Below are 25,915 nucleotides of genomic sequence, written 5' to 3'. Positions count from 1 at the left end.
TGCAGGGGCTTTTTCTTATCATGCACCAAAAGCTTTAATAGACTTAAGCATTTGCTATATATTTTACACAATAATGTATATTACTCAATTACACTTTTCGGATCAATGTACTGACCATCTTTTTTAAGCTCAAAGTGTAAGTGCGGACCTGTTGATACACCAGAACTTCCAACGTATCCAACCGTGCTACCCTTTTTAATCTTTTGCCCTTCTTTTACAGCGTAGCTATTCAGCTGCGAGTAAAGAGATGAGTAACCGTTAGCGTGATCAACAATAATAAAACGCCCATGACCTTTACCAATCTCGTAATCCTGTTTTACAAATCGCACAGTTCCTTCTGCACTGCAAAGTACAGGTGTATTTAACGGTGCTACATAATCAACTCCGTTGTGCATTTTCTTTCGTTTGGTAATAGGATGAATCCTTTGCCCAAAGCCTGAAGAAATCCTGACCAGATTTTCTTTACGTATTGGCGCGCCAATGCTTTGCTTTTTAATCGCTGACGACTGCATATTTTTAGATGGAGCCACCACAATTTGCATAGGTATGGCTTGCTGAACTTTTTGCTTTTGCGTGTCGTTGCACTCGTAATAAGGCTTGCTAAAACGTGCCTTAGCTTCGATGTTGCGCATATGCTCAATACTTGTAGCTACTTCGCTAATAACTGCGCTAGCAATAGCATTTGGAGTATTTTGATCTTTTTTGAGAAAAATGATGGTCTCCGACTCATTGTTCTTGTAGAACGATTCTACCTGAGTGCGTACTTGTGAAACATCACTCTTTTGTCCGTTGATTAAAAGCGTGCCCTTGATATTAATATATATTGGCAGAACACTGTTCTCTTTTGCTGCAAGCTTTTCAACCATCAGAGTCCAATTGTCACTTTCTGTAAAGCTTGTATTGTCCGATATCAGAACATTTTCACTTCTGTTATCGCTTGGCCAATCAAGTTTTGCCAAATCCTCATGAATGACGATCTCTTGCTTTAATGTGGCCGATAGCATCACAATAAATACAGCAATAGCAATTGGAGCTACTACTAACAGCTTTTTTAATGGATTTGATTTATATGTTGTCATTTTTATTCGTTTTTTAATGAGTTTATAACTGAAAGGACTCATTAGGGGCGAATAACTTTGCTGGGCAGATTGCTGCAATACCAGCTTAAAATAGTCAGATACTGAATGACTGTTTATGCAAGCATCTTCGTCTGCCTGAAACTCATGAACCTCTTCTAAAGCCTTTCGATAAAAATATATAAAGGGATTCATCCAGAAAATAATCAGCAATACTTCCACAAAAAGCCTGTCAAACGAATGTTTGTGTTTGATGTGACTTAACTCGTGTGCAATAATGCTTTTACTCTCAGGCGATCGCAATACATTTGGGGAAATAAAAATATAACGAAAGAAAGAAAAGGTAATAGCGCGGTCAAATAAAACCAGCGTAAACGTTGAATAATTTATTTTATCATAGGCACATATATAATTATTAAGTTGAATGATGTGTTTGATAAATCTGAATATAAAAACACCCGATATCATTAATAAAAGAATCAGCCACCAGTACTGAAATACCGACGAATAATCTGACGCCGTTGTATTGATAGTTACAGCTTCATCGGTAAAAGCAAACTGGTTAATTGCCGACTGAAAATTATGAATGATATAAGCAGGACTTTCCTTTGAGCTTACAATTGTGAGCTTAATAAACGGAAAAACATAAGCAAAGCATAAGCAGAACAAGAGATAAAACCGATTCAGCTTAAAGAACGATTCCTTTTTGAAGCATAAATAATATATGCCAAAAAAAACACCTGAAGCCAATGTGCTTTTGAAGATATATATAGCCAATGGTTCCATTAATTTTTCTTTTTAGAGATTTGTTGATCTATCAATGCTTTTAGTTCCTCTAATTCAGAAACGGATAAGTCACTCTCTTTGGTAAAGAAAGAGGCAAATTGCTTTTGCGAATTGTTGAAAAAGTTTTGAATCAAGTTAGATAAATGCCCTTTGGTATATTCATTTCTCTTGAGCAGAGGAAAGTATTCGTTTACTTTACCATAAGTTTTAAAGCCAATTACTTTCTTCTTTACCAACACACGTACAACCGTTGAAACTGTTGTATATGCAGGGCGTGGCTCAGGATACTGTTCCACTATATCTTTTAAAAACCCTTTTTCAATGTTCCACAAGTATTGCATTACTTGCTCTTCTGCTTTCGTTAATTTCATTTCCCACAATGTTTGGAACAAATATAGAACTATAAATATAGTTATCAAATTATTTAAGTAGTTTTATAACTATTGAAATAGTTATATGCTATTAAGAGATATAAATATCTAATTAAGAGCAAGAACTTTATAAAATAACAAAGCACTAAGCATATACTTTCGGTTTCTTTAATTAAAGAATACTTAACTCGAGAGGGCTCAGACAGCCGTGGTAAACGATAAATCACTTCAATAATTGATCAATTCTGCTAAAAAGATAAACAACAACTAATGTTTCACTTTATACTAAACCAACAATAAAACTGAACATAAATTACCAATTATCGCTATAGTATATTATTTTTGAGAAATGCTTTTGAACCCTTTTTACAAACTACTGTTTAAAGCATAGACAAATAATTAAAACAGACAGAATATGAAATTTGAATTACCTGCATTACCATATGCACACGACGCTCTTGAGCCAATTATCTCAAAGCAAACTATCGAATTCCATTACGGAAAACACCACCAAGCATACGTTAATAACCTAAATAACTTAGTTGAAGGAACTGAGTTTGCTGATGCTGATTTAGAAACGATTATTAAAAAATCGTCGGGCGGAATTTTTAACAACGCTGCACAGGTTTGGAACCACACTTTCTACTTTGAAGCTTTTGCTCCAAAGTCAGGTGGCGAGCCCAAAGGTGCTTTAGCCGAGGCAATCGTAAAAGCATTCGGAAGCTTTGATGCTTTTAAAGAAGCATTCAACAAAGCGGCAGCTACTCAATTCGGTTCGGGTTGGGCTTGGTTAGTAAAAGATGCCAATGGCGATTTAAAAATAGTACAAACTGCAAATGCTGCTAATCCACTAACAGACGGATTAACCCCTGTATTAACATGCGATGTTTGGGAACACGCTTACTATTTAGATTACCAAAATAAGCGACCAGATTACATTGGTAAATTCTGGGATCTTATCAATTGGGAAGTAGTTGAAAAAAGATTTTAGTAAATAAATCAGTTGCAGCTCGGTAAAGTATCGGGCTGTAACATCTACATAAAACCTTTATAATTATGCTTAAAGATCTCATTCTACAAAACCGAAGCTACCGCCGCTTTGAACAAGACAAGGCTGTTAGTAAAGAAACACTTAGTGAATTAGTTGACTTAGCTCGCTTATCACCTTCTGCCCGAAACGCACAACCCCTTAAATACATTTTATCTTACAAACCCGAAACCAACAATATCATTTTCCCTCATTTAGGCTGGGCTGGTTACTTAAAAGATTGGAAAGGTCCTGAAGAAGGAGAACAACCTGCAGCTTACATCATAATGCTAAATGACACCTCAATAAGTTCTAATTTTTTTAGCGATAACGGAATTGCTGCTCAAAGTATTATGCTAGGAGCTGTTGAAAAAGGACTAGGTGGATGCATTATCGGTAACGTAGAAAGAGAAAAATTACAACGCAAATTAGATATTCCATCTGAATATAAAATTCTTCAAATACTCGCCATTGGAGTACCTAAAGAAGAAGTGGTTATCAAAGACCTTGACAAGTCTTATCAATACTGGAGAGATATAAAAGGCAAACACCACGTACCTAAAAGAAGTTTGGATGATTTAATTATAGACTTATAAATTTATAATGAGCCTCAACAAAAACTGTTGAGGCTTTGTTTTATCTTACAATAACACAGTAAACACATTAAGGCATATATTTCACAACAGCATTGAAAGTAGTATATTTGCCAACAATAGACACCATAAACATATTACTATGAGATTCTCAATTCTAATTTTACTAGGCTTACTTTTTATATCAAATAGCATATTTGCACAGGATACTAATAAAAACTCTCAATTATTTAGGGGTGTTATCATGGATAGCGACAGCACTGAAAGCATAGCTAATGCCAGATACATTATAAACGATAAAGAAACACACATAACAAATAGAAGTGGGGAATTTATCTTTTTAGCTGAAAAAGGAGATATTATTAAATTTACCCATGTGGGCTACAAACCACTTTATTTGCAGGTTACAGACTCTATGAAAAACAACAAGTTTTTAACGGGTGTGTTTTTAAGTAAGGATACTATTCAACTATCTGAGGTTGTAATTATACCTCAAAACCTTAACCCAAATGCAGTAGCAAGAAACCTACCGCTTATGACCACTAACGATATGATTACAGCTCAAAATAACTTAAACAGATCTGCTTATCAGGCAAAGACAAGACCCGTAGAAGTATGGGATGCAGAAATGAATCAAAAAGGTTTTATAAAATCACAATCGGATAATATTGTTTACAAGCACCAATACCAACCCGACCAACTAGTTGCAGTAAGCAATACCGAAATAAATGCAGAACTAGAAAGACGCAGACTAAACAAAAAGAAATCTTCTAAAGCAATACATATTACTCAGGAGGAGTGGGAATTTTTAATTTCTACTTATAGAGAACGACAAAAACAACAATATAAGCACCTAGAAGAATAACACTTTTAGCATATATTCATAATATCATTTCATAGTATTTAAAATGGATTTTACACTTAACGGCAAAGGCGGATATACAAAAACAGAAAGTTACGATGATGAAACTACTAACAAATTAGTAGAGCATTATGCAGAAACGATCAAACTATTAGGAGAAGATGTAAACAGGGAAGGGTTAGAAAAAACACCGCTGAGAGTAGCCAAAGCAATGCAGTTTTTAACGCAAGGCTATCAGATGGATCCTGAAGAGATTATAAAATCTGCTATGTTTAAGGAAGACTACCAACAAATGGTGGTAGTTAAAGATATTGAGATATACTCGATGTGCGAGCACCACATGCTACCTTTCTTCGGGAAAGCTCACATTGCCTATATTCCCAAACAACATATTACTGGCTTAAGCAAGCTAGCACGTGTGGCGGAAGCTTTTTCTCGCAGATTACAAGTGCAAGAGCGACTTACTACTCAAATTAAAGAAGCTATTCAAAATACTCTTAATCCGCTAGGTGTTGCTGTTGTGATAGAAGCACAGCATATGTGCATGCAAATGAGAGGTGTTCAAAAACAACATTCGGTAACAACCACTTCTGACTTTACCGGGGCTTTCTTGAATAGTCATTCTACACGCGAGGAGTTCTTCAATATAATCGCAGGAAAACTGCATTAATCAGAATAAATAATTAAAATATACAAACTCAGTTCCTAAATGGTTCTGAGTTTTTTTGTATAAAAAAAGCCGGTTTGTAATAACAAACCGGCTCGTATAATATTATAATAATTACTTCTTTCTAACTGTAGGCCCTTTAATAACACCTCGCTCTGATCTCTTAATAAAGCTTAGAATTACCTCACGCTCTTCGCACTCCGGAATCTCAGCCTCAATCTGCTCTATTGCACTTGTGTTATTCAGGTTACTATTATAGAATATTCTATAAATCTGGTGAATACGATCTACTATATCTTTTGAAAATCCTCTACGCTGTAATCCTACAGTATTGATACCAAAATAAGTTACTGGCTCTCTACCTGCAATAACATATGGAGGAATATCTTTAGATATTTTTGATCCGCCCTGAACCATAACATGACTACCAATTGATGAAAACTGGTGTACTAAAACAGATCCACTTAAAATAGCAAAATCATCTATAACCACTTCTCCTGCAATTTGAGAAGCATTACCAATGATCACATTATTTTTTATCTCACAATCATGACCAATATGCGAATAGGCCATTAATAAGCAATTACTACCTACAACAGTTTTACCCTTTGAAGCAGTTCCTCTATTAACAGTTACACACTCTCTAATAGTAGTATTGTCTCCAATAATAGCAACAGTTTCCTCCCCAGCAAATTTTAAATCTTGAGGGATGGCACCAATTACAGCACCTGGAAATATATTACAATTTTTACCAATTCTAGATCCTTCAAAAATGGTTACGTTAGCACCAATCTTAGTTCCTTCCTCAATAACAACATCTTTATATATGGTAACAAATGGTTCTATTACCACATTCGGAGCTATTTTTGCTTCCGGGTGAATGTATGCTAATGGTTGTTTCATGTGTGTTTATTTTATTTCATCTACTAAATACAGATAACTACTAATGTAATGCTACCATACTATATTTAGCGAAAGCCTAATACTCAAATAAGTAATTTACAGGCTACATATCTATTAAATTCTTTATGCGTAAAATCTTCCTTCCGAAAAATCAGCTGCGAAAATAGTCTAAGTATCCCAATAAAAAAAATAAATACCCTTATTTACAGCTACTACAATCTCTTATATAACGAACATTGCAAAATACAGCTATTTATACTAAGCTTTATTTTTTGATACATTGGCCATAAATTCACCTTCAGCTACTACAGCGTCACCAACAAAGGCTACACCCTTCATATTAGCTACACCTCTACGCATAGGTGCTATTAATTCTAATTTGAAAATTACCGTATCTCCTGGAATCACTTTCTTTCTGAACTTGATATTATCCAATTTCATAAAGTAAGTAGAGTAGTTTTCAGGGTCCTCGACCTGATCTAAAACGAAAATACCTCCACATTGTGCCATTGCCTCTACTAAAAGTACACCTGGCATAACTGGCTCTGTGGGGAAATGTCCCTGAAAGAAAGGTTCGTTTAGAGTTATGTTTTTAATACCAACCACTGACTTACTAGATAAGTCGATAATTTTATCAACCAATAAGAAAGGGTATCTATGTGGTAAAGTATTACGTATCTTATTTATATCGTAAAGAGGTTCTTTACACGGATCATATACTGGAGCAACTGGTTTATTCTGAATCTTTTTTATCTCTGCTCTCAACACCTTAGCAAACTCAACATTCGATTGGTGCCCAGGTCGTGTTGCTATAATCTTTCCCTTAATTGGCATACCCGCTAAACATAAATCACCAATAACATCTAATAATTTATGTCGTGCTGGTTCATTTTGATGCACTAACTCAAGATTATTTAAAACACCAATTGACTTAACTTCAATATGAGGTTGATTAAATAAATCTGCTAATCGGTCTAATTCTTCCTGACTAACTTCTTTATCTAAAATAATAATCGCGTTATCAAGATCACCGCCTTTAATAAGGTTATGCTTCATTAGCATTTCAACTTCATGAAGGAATACGAATGTTCTACAAGCACTTACCTCTTTCTCAAAATCATCTAAAGACTCTAAACTAGCGTACTGACTTGCTAACAGTATCGAATTTGGATAAGATATTAAAGTATCAATACTGAAGCTATCATCAGGCAAGGCAACTAACTTTATGCCCCTCTCCTTATCTTCATATTCTATTCTTTCTTTAATAACAAAGTATCTTCTTTCTGCTTCTTGCTCAACTATTCCTGCATTTCTAATGGCTTCTACATAGAACTTAGAACTCCCGTCAAGAATAGGCACCTCTGGACCATTAACTTCAATTAAACAATTGTCGACACCCAGACCTCTTAATGCAGCCATACAATGTTCAATTGTACTTATACTGGCTTCCTTCTTTTTTAATACAGTTCCTCGCTCAGTAAATGCAACATTTTCAACAAGGGCTTCTATAATAGTTTGATCCTCTAAATCAACTCTTTTAAACTTATATCCATGATTCTCAGGAGCTGGATTAAGTACTAATGTAACTTCAACTCCAGTATGTAGTCCTTTCCCTTTTAGGGTTGCTTGTTTTGCTAAAGTTCTTTGATTCTCTATCATTATAAAGTCTTATTCTATTGTTAAGAATTAGTCTATCTGTATTTATTCTCCTTTTAATTTCTTAATCTCTTCTTTCAGAGATTTTAGCTCTTCAGCCATTTCAGGCAATCTTTTAAAATTAACGTAAGATCTATTAAATGATCTCAAGTCGAACGCTGCTGAACCCTTTATAACGGTTCCTTCCTTTTTAACATTACCAGAAACGCCAGATATCCCGGCTACATTAGTCCTATTTGCAACCGTTAAATGCCCTGCAACAGCAGTATGCCCACCAAACATACAGTTCTCTCCAATTTTTGAAGATCCTGCAACACCTGAAAGAGCAGCCATAACTGTATTTTTACCAAACACAACATTATGCGCTACCTGCACCAAATTATCCAATTTAACTCCTTGTTGAATTAAGGTTGATCCCATTGTTGCTCTATCAATAGTAGTATTGGCTCCTATCTCGCAATTATCTTCAATTACAACATTTCCTAACTGGGGTATTTTATCAAATTCATTATTCTGGTTAGGTGCAAAACCAAAACCGTCAGAACCTACAACAGCACCTGCATGTAAAATACAGTTATTACCAACCTTACAGTCTTTATAAATCTTAACCCCTGCATATAAAGTACAATTATCACCTATTGTTACATTATCCCCAATATAAGTGTTTGGATATATACTTACATTGTCACCTATAGTAACATTATCACCTATATATGCGAATGCCCCAACATAAGCAAAATCACCAACAGTTGCCGACTCAGATATAAAGCTAGGTTGTTCTATTCCCGTTTTCTTAGGCATCATTTCAGTATACATCCTCATAAGTTTTGCAACTGAACTGTAAGCATCTTCCACTTTAATCAAAGTACACTTAACTGGCTCATCAGGTATAAAATCATTATTTACAATTACAACCGAAGCTTCGGTATCATAAATATACTTTGTGTATTTAGTATTGGATAAAAATGAGATAGTTCCAGGTTTACCTTCCTCAATCTTAGATACATTACTGATTTCCACATCCGGGTTACCAACAACTTCTCCTTCGACTAACTCTGCAATCTGTTTTGCTGAAAAATTCATGTGATTTGTGTTTACTTTCATTTTATTAGGATGCAACTATAAGGAACTAATAGGCAGTTCTTTTAACTACATCAAAACTAAATGGACCTCTGAAATTTAAAGGGGTGCATTTAAATAATTAAATATGATACTTAAAGTATTAATTTCGTGCAAAGCTAAACATTATTTCCATTATTTTTAAAATTAAACATTGTCATTAATGACAAAAACGTCTTTAGGATAGCATAATATTTTCTTTTTTATATTATTTCCTAATACAGATAGTTTTAATATATCAGATGCCTCTGATATATCTTTCAATGCACCATTTGAGAAAAGTATTTCAATTTTATCCTTATTAACATTATAGGTATGACTCTCAACATTGTCAACTGCAACAAAATAATCAACCTCGGAATTATCTAGTTTGTATTTACGTTTTACTTCAGCTCTTATATTTGATATGATCTTAGTATCAAACGCTTCATTCTGTATAATTACTTTATGCAAATTCCTTGAAAGTAAAGACGACGCAAGTTTTGATAGTATAAAGTCATCATGATCAGACCAGACTTTAATGGCAGACATAATATCTGAATCATCAAGCAATGAAAAAGCATTTAAAGCCTTATTATCCTGCTTAAAATGATCTAACACAATTGTATTTCCCAAAAAATATTTTAGCGCAGGTGTAGCAAATAAAGGGCTGTTATTCATCATTAAAAACTTTGCTCTGCGTAAAACATTTACTAGCATACGCTCAGCAGCCACCGCAGTTTTATGTAAATACACTTGCCAATACATTAATCTACGAGCAATTAGAAATTTTTCAATTGAATAAATTCCTTTTGATTCAACCACAAGGTTATCATTACTAACATGTAACATTTTAATAATCCGGTCAGACCCAATTACGCCTTCAGAAACACCAGTAAAAAAGCTATCGCGACGTAAATAATCCAATCGGTCCATATCTAATTGACTACTTACTAATTGATGTAAAAACTTTTTAGTATAATTATTCTTAAAAATCTCAATCGCCAAATCCAGTTTTCCATCAAACTGATTGTTTAATTGATGCATAAAAAGTAAGGATATCTCCTCATGCGAAATACCTTGAACAATACTATTTTCTAATACATGCGAATATGGCCCATGACCAATATCGTGCAACAAAACAGCTAAATGAACTGAAATAGACTCCTCCTCTGTGATAATTATCCCTTTCTCTCTCAATATCAAAATTGCAGAACTCATTAAATGCATCGCCCCAACGGCATGTTGAAAACGGTTATGCATAGCGCCTGGATAAACTAATGAGGTTAATCCAAGTTGCTTAATGCCACGAAGCCTTTGAAAATAGCGATGTTGCAGAATATCGTATACAAACTCAAATGGAATTTTAACAAATCCGTAAACGGGATCATTAATGATTTTTAGCTTATTTAAAGAACTTTGCATATAACATTGAGGGTTATAGGTACTTGAACCCAATTATTAGTAGTAATCCACATTATAAAAATATTTAGTTAAACGATTTATAAATTTAGCGATTCAACAAGATAAATTTAAAAGCATAACAAATCAAATAAATGCCCTTTGGAAATTACGCTACAATTAGTTATCTTTGCAGCAGATTTAAAGAGAATCTAGGTGGTAGGGGGCGAGTGTCCCCTATTTTATTACAATAAATTCATGATAACCAGAGAAACAATTCACAATATAATTGAAGGTAAAATTACTGAAGACAATTGTTTTATTGTTGATATAAAAGTATCAGCTACAAATAAAATAATGGTCTTAATTGATAGCATAGAAGGGATTACCATTGATTATTGCATTCAGATAAGCCGATTAATAGAAGGTGAATTTGACAGAGAAGTTGAAGATTTTGAGTTGGAAGTTTCAACACCTGGTTTAGGTCAACCTTTAAAAGTACTTCCTCAATACATAAAGAATATTGGCAGGGAAATTGAAGTGATATTATTTGATGGTGCGCCATTCAAAGGAATATTGGTTAGTGCCAACGAAGATGATTTTACCGTTGAAGAAGAAAAAAAGGTAAAAATTGAAGGCAAGAAAAAAAAGGAAATAAAAACATTTAGTCATACATATAAGTTCGACGAAGTTAAATCGGTAAAATTAATTATCTCGTTTTAACCGATTGAAAACTAGAATACGATGGAAAACATAAATTTAATTGATACTTTTTCGGAGTTTAAAGAATTAAAGAGCATTGATCGTGCTACAATGATCAGAGTTCTGGAAGACTCTTTTAGAAGCGTATTAATAAAGCGCTTTGGAACAGATGAAAACTTCGATGTAATCATCAATACCGACAAAGGTGACTTTGAGATTTGGCGTAACCGCGAAATTGTAGCTGATGATGAATTAGAAGACGACAACCTTCAAATTTCATTATCTGATGCTAAAAAGATTGAAGATGACTATGAGGTTGGTGAAGAAGTAACCGATGAAGTTAGATTTTTAGATTTTGGAAGACGTGCTATTCTAAGTCTTCGCCAAAACTTATCGGCAAGAATATTAGAATTAGAAAAAGATAATATCTATCATAAATATAAAGATAGAATTGGTGACATCATTACTGGTGAGGTTTACCAAATTTGGAAAAGAGAAATTTTAATTCTTGATGACGAGGGTAATGAACTTATTTTACCTAAGACTGAGCAAATTCCATCTGATTTCTTTAGAAAAGGAGATACCTTAAGAGCTGTTGTAGTTAGAGTAGAAATACGAAATAACAACCCTCTGATTATCGTATCAAGAACATCTCCTGTTTTCTTAGAGAGATTATTTGAACTTGAAGTACCTGAAATTTTTGATGGTTTAATTACTATCAAAAAAATTGTTCGTATGCCAGGAGACAGAGCTAAAGTTGCTGTTGAATCATACGATGAACGCATTGACCCAGTTGGAGCATGTGTGGGAATGAAAGGTTCTAGAATACACGGTATTGTGCGTGAACTTAGAAATGAGAACATTGATGTAATTAATTATACAACAAATGTTCAGTTATTTATTCAACGCTCACTTAACCCTGCTAAAATTACAAGTATCAAACTATTTGAGGATGATAAACGTGCGCAAGTATACCTTCGTCCTGAAGAGGTGAGTTTAGCAATTGGTAAAGGTGGATTAAACATCCGTTTAGCAAGTCAGTTGACAGGCTACGAGTTAGATGTTTACCGTGAAACAGAAGAAGATGATGAAGACGTTAGCTTAGACGAATTCTCTGACGAAATTGAAGGCTGGATTTTGGATGAGATTAAAGCTATTGGTTGTGATACCGCAAAATCAGTATTAGACTTATCCGTAGAGGATTTAGTTAAACGCACTGATTTAGAAGAAGAAACAATAAAAGATGTAGTTAAGATACTAAGTTCTGAGTTTGAATAGGAGTTCAAATCTACTTAATATTTTAATAGTAATAATCGAGAAATTCATTAAGTCCCAATATGGCAGTTGGAAAAAGATTAAGCAAAGTCGCAAGAGAATTCAATGTAGGTACACATACCATTGTTGAGTTTTTACAAAAGAAAGGGTTTGATATAGAATTCAACCCTAACCTTAAGATTACTGATGCAATGCATCAGCATCTTGAGAGTGAATACAGTACAGATTTAAATGTACGTAAGAAATCTGAAGAGCTTACTAAGCAAAAGCCTCAAAAAGAGACTATTTCTATAGAAGATATCAGAGAAGATTTAGCTCCTGCTGAAAAGCCTAAAAAGGAAGAGAAATCTAAAGTTGAAAATATAGAGGTTCCTAAAAAAGAAGAGCTAAAAGTTAAAGGCAAAATTGATCTTGATCAATTTAACAAAAAGCCTAAGGCTGAAAAACCTGCTGCGCCAAAACAAGAAAAACCTGTTGAAGCTAAGCCTGTTGAAAAAGCACCTATTAAGGAAGAAAAACCAATAGAGAAACCAGCTAAAAAGGAAACACCTAAAGCTGATCCTCCACATATACCAACTGCCACAAAAAATGTTGAGGAGCCAAAGGTGCTAGGGAAAATTGATATTGACTCGATTAATAAGCCAAAAGCAAAACCTGCACCTAAAAAGGAAGTTAAAACAGACTCAAAGCCGGCCGCTGCTAAAAAGGAAGAACCAAAAGCAGAAAAGCCTAAGCAAAAAGAAGAACTTAAAACAGAAGTGGTTACCGAAAAATCAAAACAAACGCAAGCTACTGAAGGAGAAAAAGAAACGAAGTCAGATGGTGACGTTTTTAAACCTACTCAAGTAAAAAAACTGAGTGGTCCTACAGTTATTGGTAAAATTGAACTACCAAAACCAGCTGAAAAATCAGACAACGCGAATCAAAAGAAAAAGAAGCGTAAGCGCATTCGCAAAGATAAAGAACGAGTTAATGTTGGAGACAAGCAGGCTCAACAAGGCGGTGGAAACCAACAAGGTGGTGGACAGCGTCAGAGACCTCAAGGTGGAAACCAAGGTGGAGGAAACCAACGTAACAACAACAATAATAACAACCGTCGTAGACCTAATAATAATGTAGGTAGACCTCAAAAAAGACCTGTTAAGGCTGAAATTACTGAGGAAGACGTACAAAAGCAAATTAAAGATACTTTAGCTAGATTAACTGCTGGTAAAGGAAAATCGAAAGGTTCTCGTCACCGTAGAGATAAGCGTGATGCCGCTTACCAAAAGCAGGCTGAAGAAATTGAAAAGGCAAGCTTAGAAGAAAATATTATTCAAGTTGCAGAATTCGTAACAGTGTCCGAATTAGCAACGATGATGAATGTTCAGGTAAACCAAATTATTGCCTCATGTATGAGTTTAGGTTTATTTGTATCTATTAATCAACGCCTAGATGCTGAAACTATTACTCTAGTAGCTGAAGAATTTGAACACAAAGTTGAGTTTATTAGTGTTGAAACTGCTGAAGCAATTGAGGAAGAAGAAGAGTATGATGAATCATTAATGCTTGAACGTTCTCCTATTATTACAGTGATGGGACACGTTGACCACGGTAAAACTTCTTTATTGGATCATATCCGTAAAGCAAATGTTATTCAAGGTGAAGCTGGGGGTATTACTCAGCACATTGGAGCTTACTCAGTATCTTTAGATAGTGGTAGAAAAATTACTTTCTTAGATACTCCAGGTCACGAAGCCTTTACGGCGATGCGTGCGCGTGGTGCTTCAGTAACTGATATTGCAATTATTATTGTAGCAGCTGATGATGATGTGATGCCTCAAACAAAAGAAGCAATTAATCATGCTTCTGCAGCAGGTGTACCAATTGTATTTGCAATTAATAAGATTGATAAACCAGGTGCTAATCCTGACAATATCAAGAGTCAGTTATCACAAATGAACTACCTAGTTGAAGACTGGGGAGGTAAATATCAGTGTCAAGAAATTTCAGCTAAAAACGGTATTAATATCGATGAGTTACTTGAAAAAGTATTACTTGAAGCTGACCTGCTTGAATTAAAAGCTGTAAAAGAAAAGAAAGCTGTTGGTTCTGTAATTGAATCGTCATTAGATAAAGGTAGAGGTTATGTAACTACAGTTCTTGTACAATCAGGAACACTTAAAGTAGGTGATATTATTCTAGCTGGAGGTTATACTGGCCACGTTAAGGCAATGTTTAACGAGAGAAACCAACGTGTTACAGAAGTAGGACCTTCTGAACCAGTTTTAATACTTGGTTTAAATGGAGCAGCTCAAGCTGGTGAGAAGTTCAACATTATGGAGAGCGAGCGCGAAGCGAAAGAAATTGCTACTAAACGTACTCAATTACAGCGTGAGCAAGGAATGAGAACTAAGAAGCATATTACGCTTGACGAGATCGGACGTCGTATTGCAATTGGTAACTTCCAAGAACTTAACGTTATTGTTAAGGGTGATGTGGATGGATCTATCGAAGCACTTTCTGACTCATTAATTAAGTTATCAACAGAAGAGATTGCAGTAAATGTAATTCATAAAGGAGTAGGTCAGATTTCAGAATCGGATATTATGCTTGCAACGGCATCTAATGCTATTGTAATTGGTTTCCAAGTTCGTCCGTCATTAACTGCTCGTAAAATTGCTGAAAAGGAAGAAATTGATATCCGTCTTTACTCAATTATCTATGATGCAATTGAAGAATTAAAATCAGCGATGGAAGGTATGCTTTCTCCTGAAATTAAAGAGCAAGTTATTGCAACACTTGAAATACGTGAGACTTTCAAAATTACCAAAGTTGGTACTATTGCAGGTTGTATGGTTAAGAGTGGTAAGATTAATCGCAACTCTAAAATCCGCTTAATTAGAGAAGGAATTGTAATTCATACGGGATTATTAGGATCGCTAAAACGTTACAAGGACGATGCAAAAGAAGTGGCTAGCGGTTATGAATGTGGACTTAACTTAGATGGTTATGACAACATTAAAGAAGGTGATATAATTGAAGGTTACGAAGAAATTGAAGTTTCTAGAAAACTGTAACTAATATTACATTAATAATATACAGGCTGCTTGAAAAATCAAGCAGCCTTTTTTTTACTAAATTTTAGACATAAAAAAGCCCGATATAAAATTATATCAGGCTTACATATCTTCTACTATTATAATTAACTAACCAATTCTTTATACTGATCAGCAGTTAATAGTGTATCATATTCAGCAGCATCTGTAGCTTTTAATTTAACCATCCAACCACCTTCGTAAGGATCTTTATTCACAAGCTCAGGATTAGACTCTAATTCGGCGTTAAACTCTTCAATTGTTCCTGCTACAGGCATGTACAAATCTGAAACCGTCTTTACTGCTTCAATTGTTCCAAATACCTCTTCTTTATCTAGCGTTTCACCTTCTGTTTCAATTTCAACAAAAACAATATCACCCAATTCGCCCTGAGCGAAATCAGTAACACCTACATAGGCAATGTCGCCTTCTACTCTCACCCACTCGTGATCTTTTGTATACTTAAGATTTTCAGGAATATTCATTGTTATCTTTTTAAGTTTTAAATACAATTCAAAAATATATCTTTATCAGATAATATTTATGGAGAAATATCATATTAATGAATCTCTTCGTTATTATATGGTGTTTCTTGATAAACGTAATAATTCAACCAGTTTGTAAATAACAAACTAGCATGACTTCTCCACTTTACAATTATATCATTAGATGCATCATCATCTATAAAATAGTTCTCTGGTATGGCAATATCATCACCCTTCTCTAGATCACGGAAATATTCATCACGTAAGGTATACGGATCATACTCGGCATGGCCAGTAACAAATATTAATCGTTTATCAGGTGAAATTACAATATGTACTCCAGCATCTTCTGATTGAGCCAATATTTTCAATCCAGGAATCTTATCTATATCTTTTTTTCGTACTCCTGTAAAACGAGAATGGGGAGCAAAAAACATATCATCAAAACCTCTTAATAAAGGTTCCTTTTTATCTTCTACATCATGATTAAAAACCCCGAATAATTTATGCCCTAAATGGTATTTAGGAATACCATAATGGTAGTAAAGACCGGCCTGCGCGCCCCAACAAATATGCAGTGTGCTGGTAACGTTTCTACGTCCCCACTCCATAATCTCTTTAAGTTCGTCCCAATAAGTTACCTCATCAAACTCTAGATGCTCAACGGGAGCGCCAGTAATTATCATACCATCATACTTACTTTGCTTTACCTCTTCAAAGGTTTTGTAAAAGTTAGCTAAGTGTTCACGTGGTGTGGTTTTAGGCGCATGTGTACGAGTCATTAATAAGTCCACTTCAACTTGTAGTGGCGTATTAGACAATACTCGCATAATTTGAGCTTCAGTAGTAATCTTGAGAGGCATCAAATTAAATATAACTATTTTAAGTGGCCTAATATCTTGCTGGATAGCTCTACTCTCATCCATAACAAAGACATTTTCGCTTTCAAGTATATTCTTTGCTGGTAATTTATCTGGTATCTTTATTGGCATGTTTCTTTCCTTTATGACTCACAAAAATGCAAAATACATTCTAAACAAAATAATTACAATGATATTTGTAACAATATTAAGCCTATAAAACTGCTATTAATTCAAAATCGAGCTGTTTTTTAACCAAATTAGCATTGGCAACTTGTATTCTGACAGGATCTCCTAATTGGAATTTCTTATTCTTACGTCTTCCTATAATACAATAGTTTTCCTCATCAAAGCTATAATAGTCATCATCTAAGCTCCTCATTGATACCATGCCTTCACATTTATTATCATCGAGCTCAACGTAAAAACCCCATTCAGTAACTCCTGAAATAACCCCGTGAAATTGCTCTCCTACTCTATCTTTTAAGAACTCAACTTGTTTCAGTTTTATAGATGAACGCTCAGCCTCTGAAGCGGTAAGCTCCATTTTTGAACAATGCTTACATTGCTCTTCTATTTTTTCTTGATTTATTGATCTACCTCCATCCAAATAGTGCTCTAATAAACGATGTACCATCATATCAGGATAACGACGAATTGGCGATGTAAAATGAGAATAATGTTTAAAAGCCAAGCCGTAATGCCCAACATTTTTTGTAGAATATACAGCCTTGGCCATGGTTCTGATGGCTAAAACTTCAATAATATTTTGCTCCTTTTTACCCTCTACATCTTTTAAAAGGCGATTAATTGTGCCACTTATTTTATCTGGATCTTCTCCGTTAATATCGTAACCAAATTTACGTGCAAAGCGAGCAAAATTTTCAAACTTTTCAGGATCTGGATTATTATGAACCCTATAAACAAATGTTTTAGCTTTGTCCCCTTTTCCGTTTGATATTTCTTTTTTACCGATAAACTCTGCAACCTTTTTATTTGCCAAAAGCATAAACTCTTCAATTAGTTTATTCGCATCTTTACTTTCTTTAAAGAAAACACTTAAAGGCTTACCTGTTTCATCAATCTCAAATTTCACCTCAGTTCGTTCAAACGAAATAGCTCCACTTTGAAAACGTTTCTTCCTTAATTTCTTAGCTAATCCATCTAACTGCAGAATATCAGAATTGTAATCTCCCTCTCCTGTTTCTATAGTTGTTTGTGCTTCTTCGTAAGTAAAACGTCTATCACTATGAATTATAGTACGTCCTATCCAATAATCCTGTAAGTTAGCAGATTCATCTAATTCGAAAACCACCGAAAAACAAAGTTTATCCTCGTTTGGACGAAGAGAACATATCCCATTACTTAACCTCTCGGGTAGCATTGGTACAACTCTATCTACAAGATATACCGAAGTTGCTCTATCGTAACCTTCTTTATCAATAATTGATTTTGGAGTTACATAATGCGTAACATCAGCAATGTGTACACCTACTTCCCAATTACCATTTTCTAATTTTTGAAGTGATAATGCATCATCAAAATCCTTGGCATCTTTTGGGTCAATTGTAAAAGTGGTTATTCCTCTGAAATCTCGTCGCTTCTTTATTTCTTCTTCAGGAATTTCTTCAGGAATTTCTTCAGCTGCGGCAACAACTTTTTCTGGATAATGATAAGGTAAATCAAACTCAGCCAAGATGGCGTGCATTTCTGCATTGTTTTCCCCTGCGTCACCTAAAACTTCAATTATTTCTCCAAATGGATTTTTATTATGATCTTTCCAATCAGTAATTCTACCAATGGCCAACTGACCATTTGTTGCTCCGTTTAACTTAGTTAGAGGAATAAACAAATCCTTAAACATTACTCTATTATCGGTAACCAGAAATGCAAAATTATCGGACATTTCAATTCTTCCAACAAAGGAATCTCGTTTACGCTCGATTATTTCAAGCACTTCACCTTCTTGCGATTTACCTCGCTTTTTAGCAAAACATTGCACCTTAACTATATCGCCATTAAGCGCTGATTTAAGGTTTTGTTGGCTTACAAATACGTCATCTCCATCACCATCTTCAGGTACAATGTATGCGGCTCCACTTTTAGTTGCATCAACGGTACCTATTATATATTTATTTCGAGACAATAATTTAAACTTTCCTTTGGCAGTTTCTGTTAAAAATCCGCTATCTAGCATTTCATAAAGAATTTGCACCACTGCCTGCTTCATTACAGGCTTCTTTAAATCGAGGAAAGTCGATATTTGTTTGTAATTGTAACTGCGTTTAGGGTTATTATTAAATACTCCTTGAATAAGGTTAACAATCTGTCCTTTTTTAAGGGTATTTCTCTTTTTTTTCGGTTTCTTTTTTCCTGTCATATCGTAGTGATGATAGTAATCAATTTATAATATAGGAGCTTCTTTTTGAAGTGAGTAGTTTGTATCATTTACAGATTATTGACATAAAGTCAATTCCATAAAACACTTTCTTTAAACTGTATCTAGTTTAGTATCCTAATTATTGGTGTAATATTTTTAGCTCAGAATAGAAACATTATCCTATTTCTAAGGTAAAACAAATGTACTCAGTTTTTTTTATCAGATATAGTTTATTGCTTTAAATTACATTTTATTATTTTTAGGCAATGAGATAACACAAATCACCTTAACTCCGTATCTTAGTCATATGAACCATTTTATATTTATAGTATTTATATATATCCTGTCCTCATTCTCATTAAAAGCAAACCTTAATGAGAATCTTTATTTTATAAATGATACTATTAATCAACTAAACTCTGAAGGTAAAAAAGAAGGTTTTTGGCTTATTAACTATAAGACAAACCAATTAAAACAAAAGGGTTCTTATTCTAATGGTAGAAAAAATGGAATATGGACAAGCTATTATTCGAATGGAAATAAAAAGGATGAAATTACCTATATAAATGGTAGCGCAATAGGTAAAGCTAATTTTTACTACGAAGATGGAACCTTATCTGAAACTGGAAATTGGCATATCAACCATTGGGAAGGCAATTACAAATACTACCATAAAAATGGAAATATTGCTTACGATTGGCACTACAATAAAGAGGGTAAACGAAGCGGTAAACAAAAATACTATCATGAGAATGGAAAGCCTAAATATTCTGGAACTTGGAATGATGGCAAAACTATTGGCTCCATGAATTCATATAACGAACAAGGTATCTTAATATCCACCAAAGAATATGTGGATGGGAAAGTTAATGAAATAGTAGAGATTAAACATGTCTCACCTCCTGTTGCTATTAACAAAAACAATCAAAAGCATAATAATGACAACAAAAAGTTTAACGGAAGTGGTTTTCATATAATCTATAAGTTAAATGGAGATATAGAAGAAAAAGGAACCTATAAAATTGGTGAGCTAATAGATGGTGAGCGCTACATCTATAATTCTGATTCTCAATTAGTCAAAATAATTATGATAAAGGATAGCAAAGAGGTTGGGTTTAGAAGACCTTAAAATCAAGTACAAAAAAAAGCACTATTCCCATAGCGCTTTCTTTTATATTTTTTATATAGTGTAATTAATTATAAACTTGATCTATTGTGTAAAACTTTGAGTCAACTAAAACCTCTTGCAAGTTATCTTTATTCACACCAATAGAGTTAACTCTATGAGTAGGCACATCAATTAGTCCATTAAACTCACTACTGTTTATATACTTTTTTAGGTTCTTATTATTTATCATATCAATTGCAATTTCAGCACCTTTATGGGCTATCTCTTTTAGCGGATGATAAACCGTAACGGTTTGATTACCCGCTAGGATAGCTTTACAGGCTCTTATTTCAGCATCTTGACCACTTATAGCCACTTTCCCTTGCAAATCATGTTCTTTTAATACGCTAATAACAGCTTCTGCCATACCATCTGATCCTGCAAGAACTGCATCAATATCGGTGCCATATAACGAAATGATCTTTTCAAATTCATACTTCGCAATTGATGGCATCCATTGCTCAATATAAGTCTTGTATACAATATTTACCTTTTCTTGATCAATGTAAGGTTGTAAATATTTCTCTGCTGACTTTTGTAGATCTAATCCATTTTTATCGAACTTATCGCCCCCTAGGATTACGAAGTTACCTCCACCACTTTTCTCCACAAGAGCATCCACCATTATTTTCCCAATTTGATCACCATTGCTACCCATAAAGAAATCTACTTCACAATTTTCGATTAATCTATTATAAGCCATTACCGGGATGTTATTTTCATGAGCCTCGCGTACTATTGCGGCTGCAGTATTAATATTTACCGCAATAATTACTAATAAATCAACATCCTGCGCTATCAATTCTCTAGCCTGTTCAATCTGTAATGCTTCATCATTCTGAGCCCCTTTAATGATAACATCGTAACCTTGAGGTTTACAATAATCCTTGAATGCCTTACTCTCAATAGTAAACCTGATAATATCTTTAGTAGGGTGCAAAAAACCAATTGTGTTTTGTTTTGTTTTACTGCATCCAAATATCAAGATGGCAAATATAAAACAAAGAAGTCCCTTGAAAGCTTTTTTCAAATTTGTATTCATAGAAATAATGTTTTTAAGTACCCATATATTTATTAACGTTATGGATAAAATCCACAACAACACTTTATTCTCCCATACTACATAATACTTTAAGAAGATACAGAATTAGTGTGTGATTAAAACTGATAACTAAAGATTATGTATTCCTTACAAATCTAATAAAATTCATTACTTTTACACGTCACACATACTTATATTTAAACTAAGTGAATAAGTAATAAGTATTCGTTACTAAACATTTAGACATTACTAACTTATTTAAAATCTATATTTTATGACTTGGAGAGATCTTAAAATAAAGAAGAAAATAGGCATTGGGTTTGGCCTAGTGGTTTTACTTTCAACCATAACATGCCTCGTTTTACTAATCAACCTACTCAAGGTTGATAGAGAAATTACTTCTTTATCTGATACCTATATACCATCGGTTAATGAGTCTTCCAGAATGGATCATTTTTGGGAAAGTTCTAATGGTTATCAATTAGCTCAAGATTACTCGGGAAATACATATTATAGAGAAATGGCATCTTGGGATATTAACAGTTTTCAACAAGCACTAAATAATCTCATTACACTTTCTGATTCGACACAAATAAAAGGAAATAAAAAAGGCATAGACCTTCATGCTGTTGGTGATCTATTCGAGAATTTTGATAACATCAGAAATGACTATCTAAATAAAGAAGAGCAAAGTACAACAGCTCAAGTTCATTTAAAAAAAGCATTTAAAGATTTAAACCAATTAGCTGAGTCAAATACAGGATCATACAATACTCAGAGAACAATTGCGCAACTAAATAAAGCATATGCAAATCTAGTGCAATCTGTAAGCCATAAGAATGGAGTTGAAATAAAAAAAATAGCCAATACATTAGAAGAGCTGCAACCTAAACTTCCACAATCCCCTATTAAAACAGATGCTAATAGTTTTATTGACCAAACGACTTCTTTCGTAAAACTTTATAACAACGCACGTTTAGCCGAATTAAAAAGATTTGAAGCTGGAAAAGAGTTAATGTGGGAAGTTAAAAAGGCATCTGATATTGGTTTGGATTATCTGTTAGAAATGGGGACCAATAGCGCAAATGTGGTAACCCAGGAAAAAAACATCCTCATAATAGCTCTATTTGTCATTATGATTTTTGGAATTATTTTGACATTTATTTTGGCAAACTCAATTAGTAAACCAATTATGGAGGGAATTACCTTAGCAGAGAAAGTTGCTGCTGGAGATCTCAATATAACATTTGCTTCTAACCGTAAAGATGAAGTGGGACGTTTATCTGCTGCCTTAGATTCAATGGTTGCGAATATTAAAACCGTAATTGATGAAATTAGAGTTGGAGCTGATAAGATGGTTAAAGCTAGTGAAAAGCTTACGCGTGAATCACTTGAATTAAGTGAAGGTGCTACAGAGCAGGCATCATCAGCTGAAGAGGTTTCTTCGTCAATGGAGGAAATGCATGCTAATATTCAACAAAATACAGATAACGCAAAACAAACCGAGAAAATTGCAAAAGATGCTGCTGTTGGTATTCAAATTAGTAACGAAAGCTCTTTAAAGGCAAATGAATACCTAACCAACATTACTGATAAAATTTCTATAATTGGTGATATAGCATTTCAAACAAATATATTAGCACTTAATGCTGCTGTTGAAGCAGCTAGAGCTGGACAAGAAGGAAGAGGATTTGCTGTGGTTGCTGCCGAGGTACGTAAACTTGCCGAAAGAAGTCAAGGTGCTGCAAACGAAATAAATGAGGTATCACAAAAAACAATAACTTCGTCTTCTGAGGCAAGAGAGAAACTAGTACATATTACACCTGAAATTGAGAAAACTGCAAATTTAGTTCAGGAAATTACATCTGCATCTCTTGAGCAGGTTACAGGAATTGAACAAATCAATAATGCTATTCAGCAGCTCAATCAAATCACTCAACGCAATGCCGCAAATAGTGAAGAAATTAGCACTGCTGCAAAAGAGTTAGAAGCTCTCTCGGGCATGCTGAAAGGATCAATCTCTGTTTTTAAACTAGGCGATGAACCTGAAACTGTTAAAGAAACAGATACATCACAAACATCAACTACAAAACAAGACACTCCAGTTTATCAACCTAAAAAAAAGAACTTAACTAAAGTTGAGCCAATTATAGATTTAGGGCTAAATGAGAGTGAAGGTTATGAAAGTTTTTAACTAATATATTATTGCATAAAAAAGGATTCGAATAGCTCGAATCCTTTTTTTTATGCCTATTTTTTAATATCAGGATAGGAAACCCTAGCGTGATAAATATTTTTCAACTTCTCCTTAAAAACAGCTTTTACCTTATTTACTTCTCTAAAGGTAATTGGCGCATTCTGAAATTGTCCTTCTTGCATTTGAACACTCACAATCTTTTCTACTAAATTCTCAATAGCCTCATCAGTATATTCCTTTAAGCTTCGTGATGCTGCTTCTATTGAGTCGGCCATCATTAAAATAGCGGTCTCTTTAGTAAAAGGCGTAGGACCTGGATATGTAAAGTTCTTTTCATTAGGCTCAACATCTGGGTTCTCGTTTATAAAAGAATTATAGAAATAACGAGTCTTCGTTGTACCTTGGTGAGTAGTTATAAAATCAATTATTTGAGTTGGCAAATTATGCTTCTGAGCAATTTTTACGCCTCCCTCAATATGATCAATTACTATCTTAGCACTATCTTCATAATCCATATTTTGATGGGGATTGATACCCGTAGTCTGGTTTTCAGTAAAGTAATATGGATTTACACTTTTCCCAATATCATGATACATTGCTCCTGCTCTAATTAATAAAGGATTTGCACCAATTTTATAGGCCGCTTCTTGTGCCAAATTACCAACCTGTATACTGTGCTGGAATGTCCCAGGTGCATTCTCTGCCAATTGACGTAATAAAGGATGGTTAGTATCTGAAAGTTCTACCAAAGTAACATCCGAAAGGAAGTCAAATATCTTTTCAAAAACATAGATTAACGGATGCACCATTAATATCAATAAGGCATTTATAGCAAAATAGATATACGTTTCATAATTTAAACTTTCAATATTACCCTCTTGAATTAATGTTAATCCAGTATAGAAAATACTATAAGTAGCAAATATAGCCAAGGCCGAGCGCACAATTTGAGATCTACGAGCCATTTTATACAGCGTAAATATAGAAGCAATCCCAGCAGGAATTTGCAAGAATATGAATTCAAAACTCTTGTCGCTGAAAAACGAAGCCAACAAAATAGCAACTACATAGAAGAAGAATGCCAATCTAGAATCCATAAATGTTCTTACTATTAAAGGCAGAATAGTAAAAGGAATAACCCAAATTGGAATATCCTCAATTTTGAACGACAGATATGCTAAAGCTATTACCGTAACAATCATCAACAATAAAAAAGTAACATGTTTAAGGTTTCTGAATACATCCTTTCGATAGAACAATAAGAACAAAAACAAACTCATTGTTAGCACAAATGTAACCAATATCTGACCTGCATATATTATATTATACTCCGACATTGTTCCAATTCTACTTTCGTATTCTTTTTTATAGGATACAAGCTTCTTCAGAGCAACATTGTCAACCAATTCTCCTTTATCAATTACCTTCTGACCAGATAAAACAATACCCTCTGTTAAAGCCATATTCTTTAACTGATCCTCTTTCTCTTCATTTGTTCTTTCAATATTTATTTGAATATTGGCAACTATGTATTCATCAATCTTAAGGTCAGATACGAAGCCATCCATGTTATCATACTCAAACCCTTTGTAAGAAAGTAGTCTATCAATTTCTTCAACGGCACGTTTATAGGCATCTCTAGAAGAATAAAACTCTCTGGCAGAATATAGTTCTGCTAAGTTTTTATCAATCAATTTAAATTCTAAATCAGAAGCCTGATTAATATATTCATCAGGAATTTGAACAATCCCTTTATTGTAAATAGGCTTTAACACAGTAGAAATTGTTGCATTAATAGAATCCATTATAAAAGAATCGTACGTTAAAAATGGATATCTATTTTCAAGTAGTTTTCTGTTGGCAATAATACTCTTTGCAATATTTTCAACTACGGTTGGATATACCAAACTATCCTTTGAAAAATAAGGCCTAAAATGGCTCAAAATACTATCGCTTTCTGCCTTTAACTCAAGATCCGTTTTGTATATTCTAAAATCAAACGGAGCAATCAAAGTTTCATATCTCCAAGGTTCACTCTTTTTAAATTCAAAACGGAATTTTCCTTCCCTCGGCAATAAGTTTGATATTATAATAATGGCTGCAATAAATAATAATACTCGATTAATCGACTTAGAATATTTTTTTAGCTTAGGCAACACTTGTTTCATTTTACTTATTTTTTTGAATGATACCCTTAAATAAGGACGGTTTAAAATTAGTAAAACAACGGCATTACATTGACTTAATTTGTTTTTTTTGGGTAAAACAGGCGACTTTTATCATAAAATG

20 protein-coding genes are annotated in these 25,915 nt (G+C 34.0%); 9 read left to right on the top strand and 11 right to left on the bottom strand.

What is annotated here, in order from left to right; translation table 11 throughout:
- Positions 1 to 80: 80 nt before the first annotated feature.
- Positions 81 to 1,862 carry a M23/M56 family metallopeptidase gene (locus A8B35_RS04555; RefSeq protein ID WP_075602203.1) on the bottom strand — a complete coding sequence of 594 codons (1,782 nt, stop codon included), beginning with the start codon at positions 1,860 to 1,862 and terminating at the stop codon, positions 81 to 83.
- On the bottom strand, positions 1,862 to 2,233 hold the full coding sequence (locus A8B35_RS04550; RefSeq protein ID WP_075602202.1) for a BlaI/MecI/CopY family transcriptional regulator: 372 nt from the start codon (positions 2,231 to 2,233) through the stop codon (positions 1,862 to 1,864). The genes A8B35_RS04555 and A8B35_RS04550 overlap by 1 nt, the downstream gene beginning before the upstream one ends.
- A gap of 415 nt (positions 2,234 to 2,648) precedes the next feature.
- Here A8B35_RS04550 and A8B35_RS04545 point away from each other — a divergent pair, with 415 nt between their 5' ends.
- From A8B35_RS04545 to folE, 4 genes are all read left to right on the top strand, one after another.
- Positions 2,649 to 3,224 carry a superoxide dismutase gene (locus tag A8B35_RS04545; protein ID WP_075602201.1) on the top strand — a complete coding sequence of 192 codons (576 nt, stop codon included), beginning with the start codon at positions 2,649 to 2,651 and terminating at the stop codon, positions 3,222 to 3,224.
- Between the two features lie 65 nt (positions 3,225 to 3,289).
- Positions 3,290 to 3,856, top strand: coding sequence for a nitroreductase family protein (locus A8B35_RS04540; protein WP_075602200.1), 567 nt, complete (start codon positions 3,290 to 3,292; stop codon positions 3,854 to 3,856).
- A 139-nt stretch (positions 3,857 to 3,995) separates the two neighbouring features.
- Entirely contained in the window at positions 3,996 to 4,718 is a 723-nt protein-coding gene (locus tag A8B35_RS04535; protein ID WP_075602199.1) for a carboxypeptidase-like regulatory domain-containing protein, read from the top strand.
- Positions 4,719 to 4,761: 43 nt separating this feature from the next.
- A complete protein-coding gene (gene folE / locus A8B35_RS04530; protein WP_075602198.1) occupies positions 4,762 to 5,385 on the top strand; it encodes a GTP cyclohydrolase I FolE in 624 nt (207 codons plus the stop codon).
- 111 nt (positions 5,386 to 5,496) lie between these two features.
- Here folE and lpxA read toward each other — a convergent pair whose 3' ends face one another.
- The 4 genes from lpxA to A8B35_RS04510 all read right to left on the bottom strand — a co-directional run bounded on the left by lpxA (position 5,497) and on the right by A8B35_RS04510 (position 10,464).
- Positions 5,497 to 6,285: an acyl-ACP--UDP-N-acetylglucosamine O-acyltransferase gene (gene lpxA, locus A8B35_RS04525; protein ID WP_075602197.1), complete on the bottom strand. Its 789-nt coding sequence runs from the start codon at positions 6,283 to 6,285 to the stop codon at positions 5,497 to 5,499.
- Positions 6,286 to 6,543: 258 nt separating this feature from the next.
- The gene (locus tag A8B35_RS04520) at positions 6,544 to 7,944 is read right to left on the bottom strand and encodes a bifunctional UDP-3-O-[3-hydroxymyristoyl] N-acetylglucosamine deacetylase/3-hydroxyacyl-ACP dehydratase (RefSeq protein WP_075602196.1); all 1,401 of its coding nucleotides are present in this window, start codon (positions 7,942 to 7,944) and stop codon (positions 6,544 to 6,546) included.
- A gap of 42 nt (positions 7,945 to 7,986) precedes the next feature.
- Positions 7,987 to 9,024: a UDP-3-O-(3-hydroxymyristoyl)glucosamine N-acyltransferase gene (gene lpxD, locus A8B35_RS04515; RefSeq protein ID WP_075602195.1), complete on the bottom strand. Its 1,038-nt coding sequence runs from the start codon at positions 9,022 to 9,024 to the stop codon at positions 7,987 to 7,989.
- A 183-nt stretch (positions 9,025 to 9,207) separates the two neighbouring features.
- Positions 9,208 to 10,464: an HD domain-containing protein gene (locus tag A8B35_RS04510; RefSeq protein ID WP_075602194.1), complete on the bottom strand. Its 1,257-nt coding sequence runs from the start codon at positions 10,462 to 10,464 to the stop codon at positions 9,208 to 9,210.
- Between the two features lie 234 nt (positions 10,465 to 10,698).
- Here A8B35_RS04510 and rimP point away from each other — a divergent pair, with 234 nt between their 5' ends.
- Genes rimP through infB form a run of 3 tightly spaced genes read left to right on the top strand, consistent with a single transcriptional unit; the run spans position 10,699 to position 15,476 of the window.
- Complete coding sequence (gene rimP / locus A8B35_RS04505; RefSeq protein WP_075602193.1) at positions 10,699 to 11,163, top strand: ribosome assembly cofactor RimP; 465 nt, start codon at positions 10,699 to 10,701, stop codon at positions 11,161 to 11,163.
- A 21-nt stretch (positions 11,164 to 11,184) separates the two neighbouring features.
- The gene (gene nusA, locus A8B35_RS04500; RefSeq protein WP_075602192.1) at positions 11,185 to 12,420 is read left to right on the top strand and encodes a transcription termination factor NusA; all 1,236 of its coding nucleotides are present in this window, start codon (positions 11,185 to 11,187) and stop codon (positions 12,418 to 12,420) included.
- A 59-nt stretch (positions 12,421 to 12,479) separates the two neighbouring features.
- A complete protein-coding gene (infB, locus tag A8B35_RS04495; protein WP_075602191.1) occupies positions 12,480 to 15,476 on the top strand; it encodes a translation initiation factor IF-2 in 2,997 nt (998 codons plus the stop codon).
- A gap of 125 nt (positions 15,477 to 15,601) precedes the next feature.
- On the opposite strand, the gene gcvH is transcribed toward infB, so the two are convergent.
- The 3 genes from gcvH to rnr all read right to left on the bottom strand — a co-directional run bounded on the left by gcvH (position 15,602) and on the right by rnr (position 19,219).
- Positions 15,602 to 15,979 carry a glycine cleavage system protein GcvH gene (gene gcvH, locus A8B35_RS04490; protein ID WP_075602190.1) on the bottom strand — a complete coding sequence of 126 codons (378 nt, stop codon included), beginning with the start codon at positions 15,977 to 15,979 and terminating at the stop codon, positions 15,602 to 15,604.
- A 74-nt stretch (positions 15,980 to 16,053) separates the two neighbouring features.
- Positions 16,054 to 16,971, bottom strand: coding sequence for a homoserine O-acetyltransferase MetA (gene metA, locus A8B35_RS04485; RefSeq protein ID WP_075602189.1), 918 nt, complete (start codon positions 16,969 to 16,971; stop codon positions 16,054 to 16,056).
- An 82-nt stretch (positions 16,972 to 17,053) separates the two neighbouring features.
- The gene (rnr, locus tag A8B35_RS04480) at positions 17,054 to 19,219 is read right to left on the bottom strand and encodes a ribonuclease R (protein WP_075602188.1); all 2,166 of its coding nucleotides are present in this window, start codon (positions 19,217 to 19,219) and stop codon (positions 17,054 to 17,056) included.
- 307 nt (positions 19,220 to 19,526) lie between these two features.
- Here rnr and A8B35_RS04475 point away from each other — a divergent pair, with 307 nt between their 5' ends.
- Positions 19,527 to 20,348, top strand: a complete 822-nt coding sequence (locus A8B35_RS04475) for a toxin-antitoxin system YwqK family antitoxin (protein ID WP_075602187.1) — start codon at positions 19,527 to 19,529, stop codon at positions 20,346 to 20,348.
- A gap of 64 nt (positions 20,349 to 20,412) precedes the next feature.
- Here A8B35_RS04475 and A8B35_RS04470 read toward each other — a convergent pair whose 3' ends face one another.
- Positions 20,413 to 21,429, bottom strand: a complete 1,017-nt coding sequence (locus A8B35_RS04470) for a substrate-binding domain-containing protein (RefSeq protein ID WP_075602186.1) — start codon at positions 21,427 to 21,429, stop codon at positions 20,413 to 20,415.
- 274 nt (positions 21,430 to 21,703) lie between these two features.
- Between A8B35_RS04470 and A8B35_RS04465 the strand changes: the two genes are divergently transcribed.
- The gene (locus A8B35_RS04465; RefSeq protein ID WP_075602185.1) at positions 21,704 to 23,623 is read left to right on the top strand and encodes a methyl-accepting chemotaxis protein; all 1,920 of its coding nucleotides are present in this window, start codon (positions 21,704 to 21,706) and stop codon (positions 23,621 to 23,623) included.
- Positions 23,624 to 23,679: 56 nt separating this feature from the next.
- Here the strand turns inward: A8B35_RS04465 and A8B35_RS04460 are convergent, their stop codons facing one another.
- The gene (locus tag A8B35_RS04460) at positions 23,680 to 25,794 is read right to left on the bottom strand and encodes an HD family phosphohydrolase (RefSeq protein WP_075602184.1); all 2,115 of its coding nucleotides are present in this window, start codon (positions 25,792 to 25,794) and stop codon (positions 23,680 to 23,682) included.
- Positions 25,795 to 25,915: the final 121 nt, after the last annotated feature.

The organism is Saccharicrinis aurantiacus (assembly GCF_001660705.2).
Lineage (GTDB): Bacteria > Bacteroidota > Bacteroidia > Bacteroidales > Marinilabiliaceae > Saccharicrinis > Saccharicrinis aurantiacus.
Note: the sequence above shows the minus strand (reverse complement) of the source record. Positions and strands in the feature narration are given on the sequence as shown.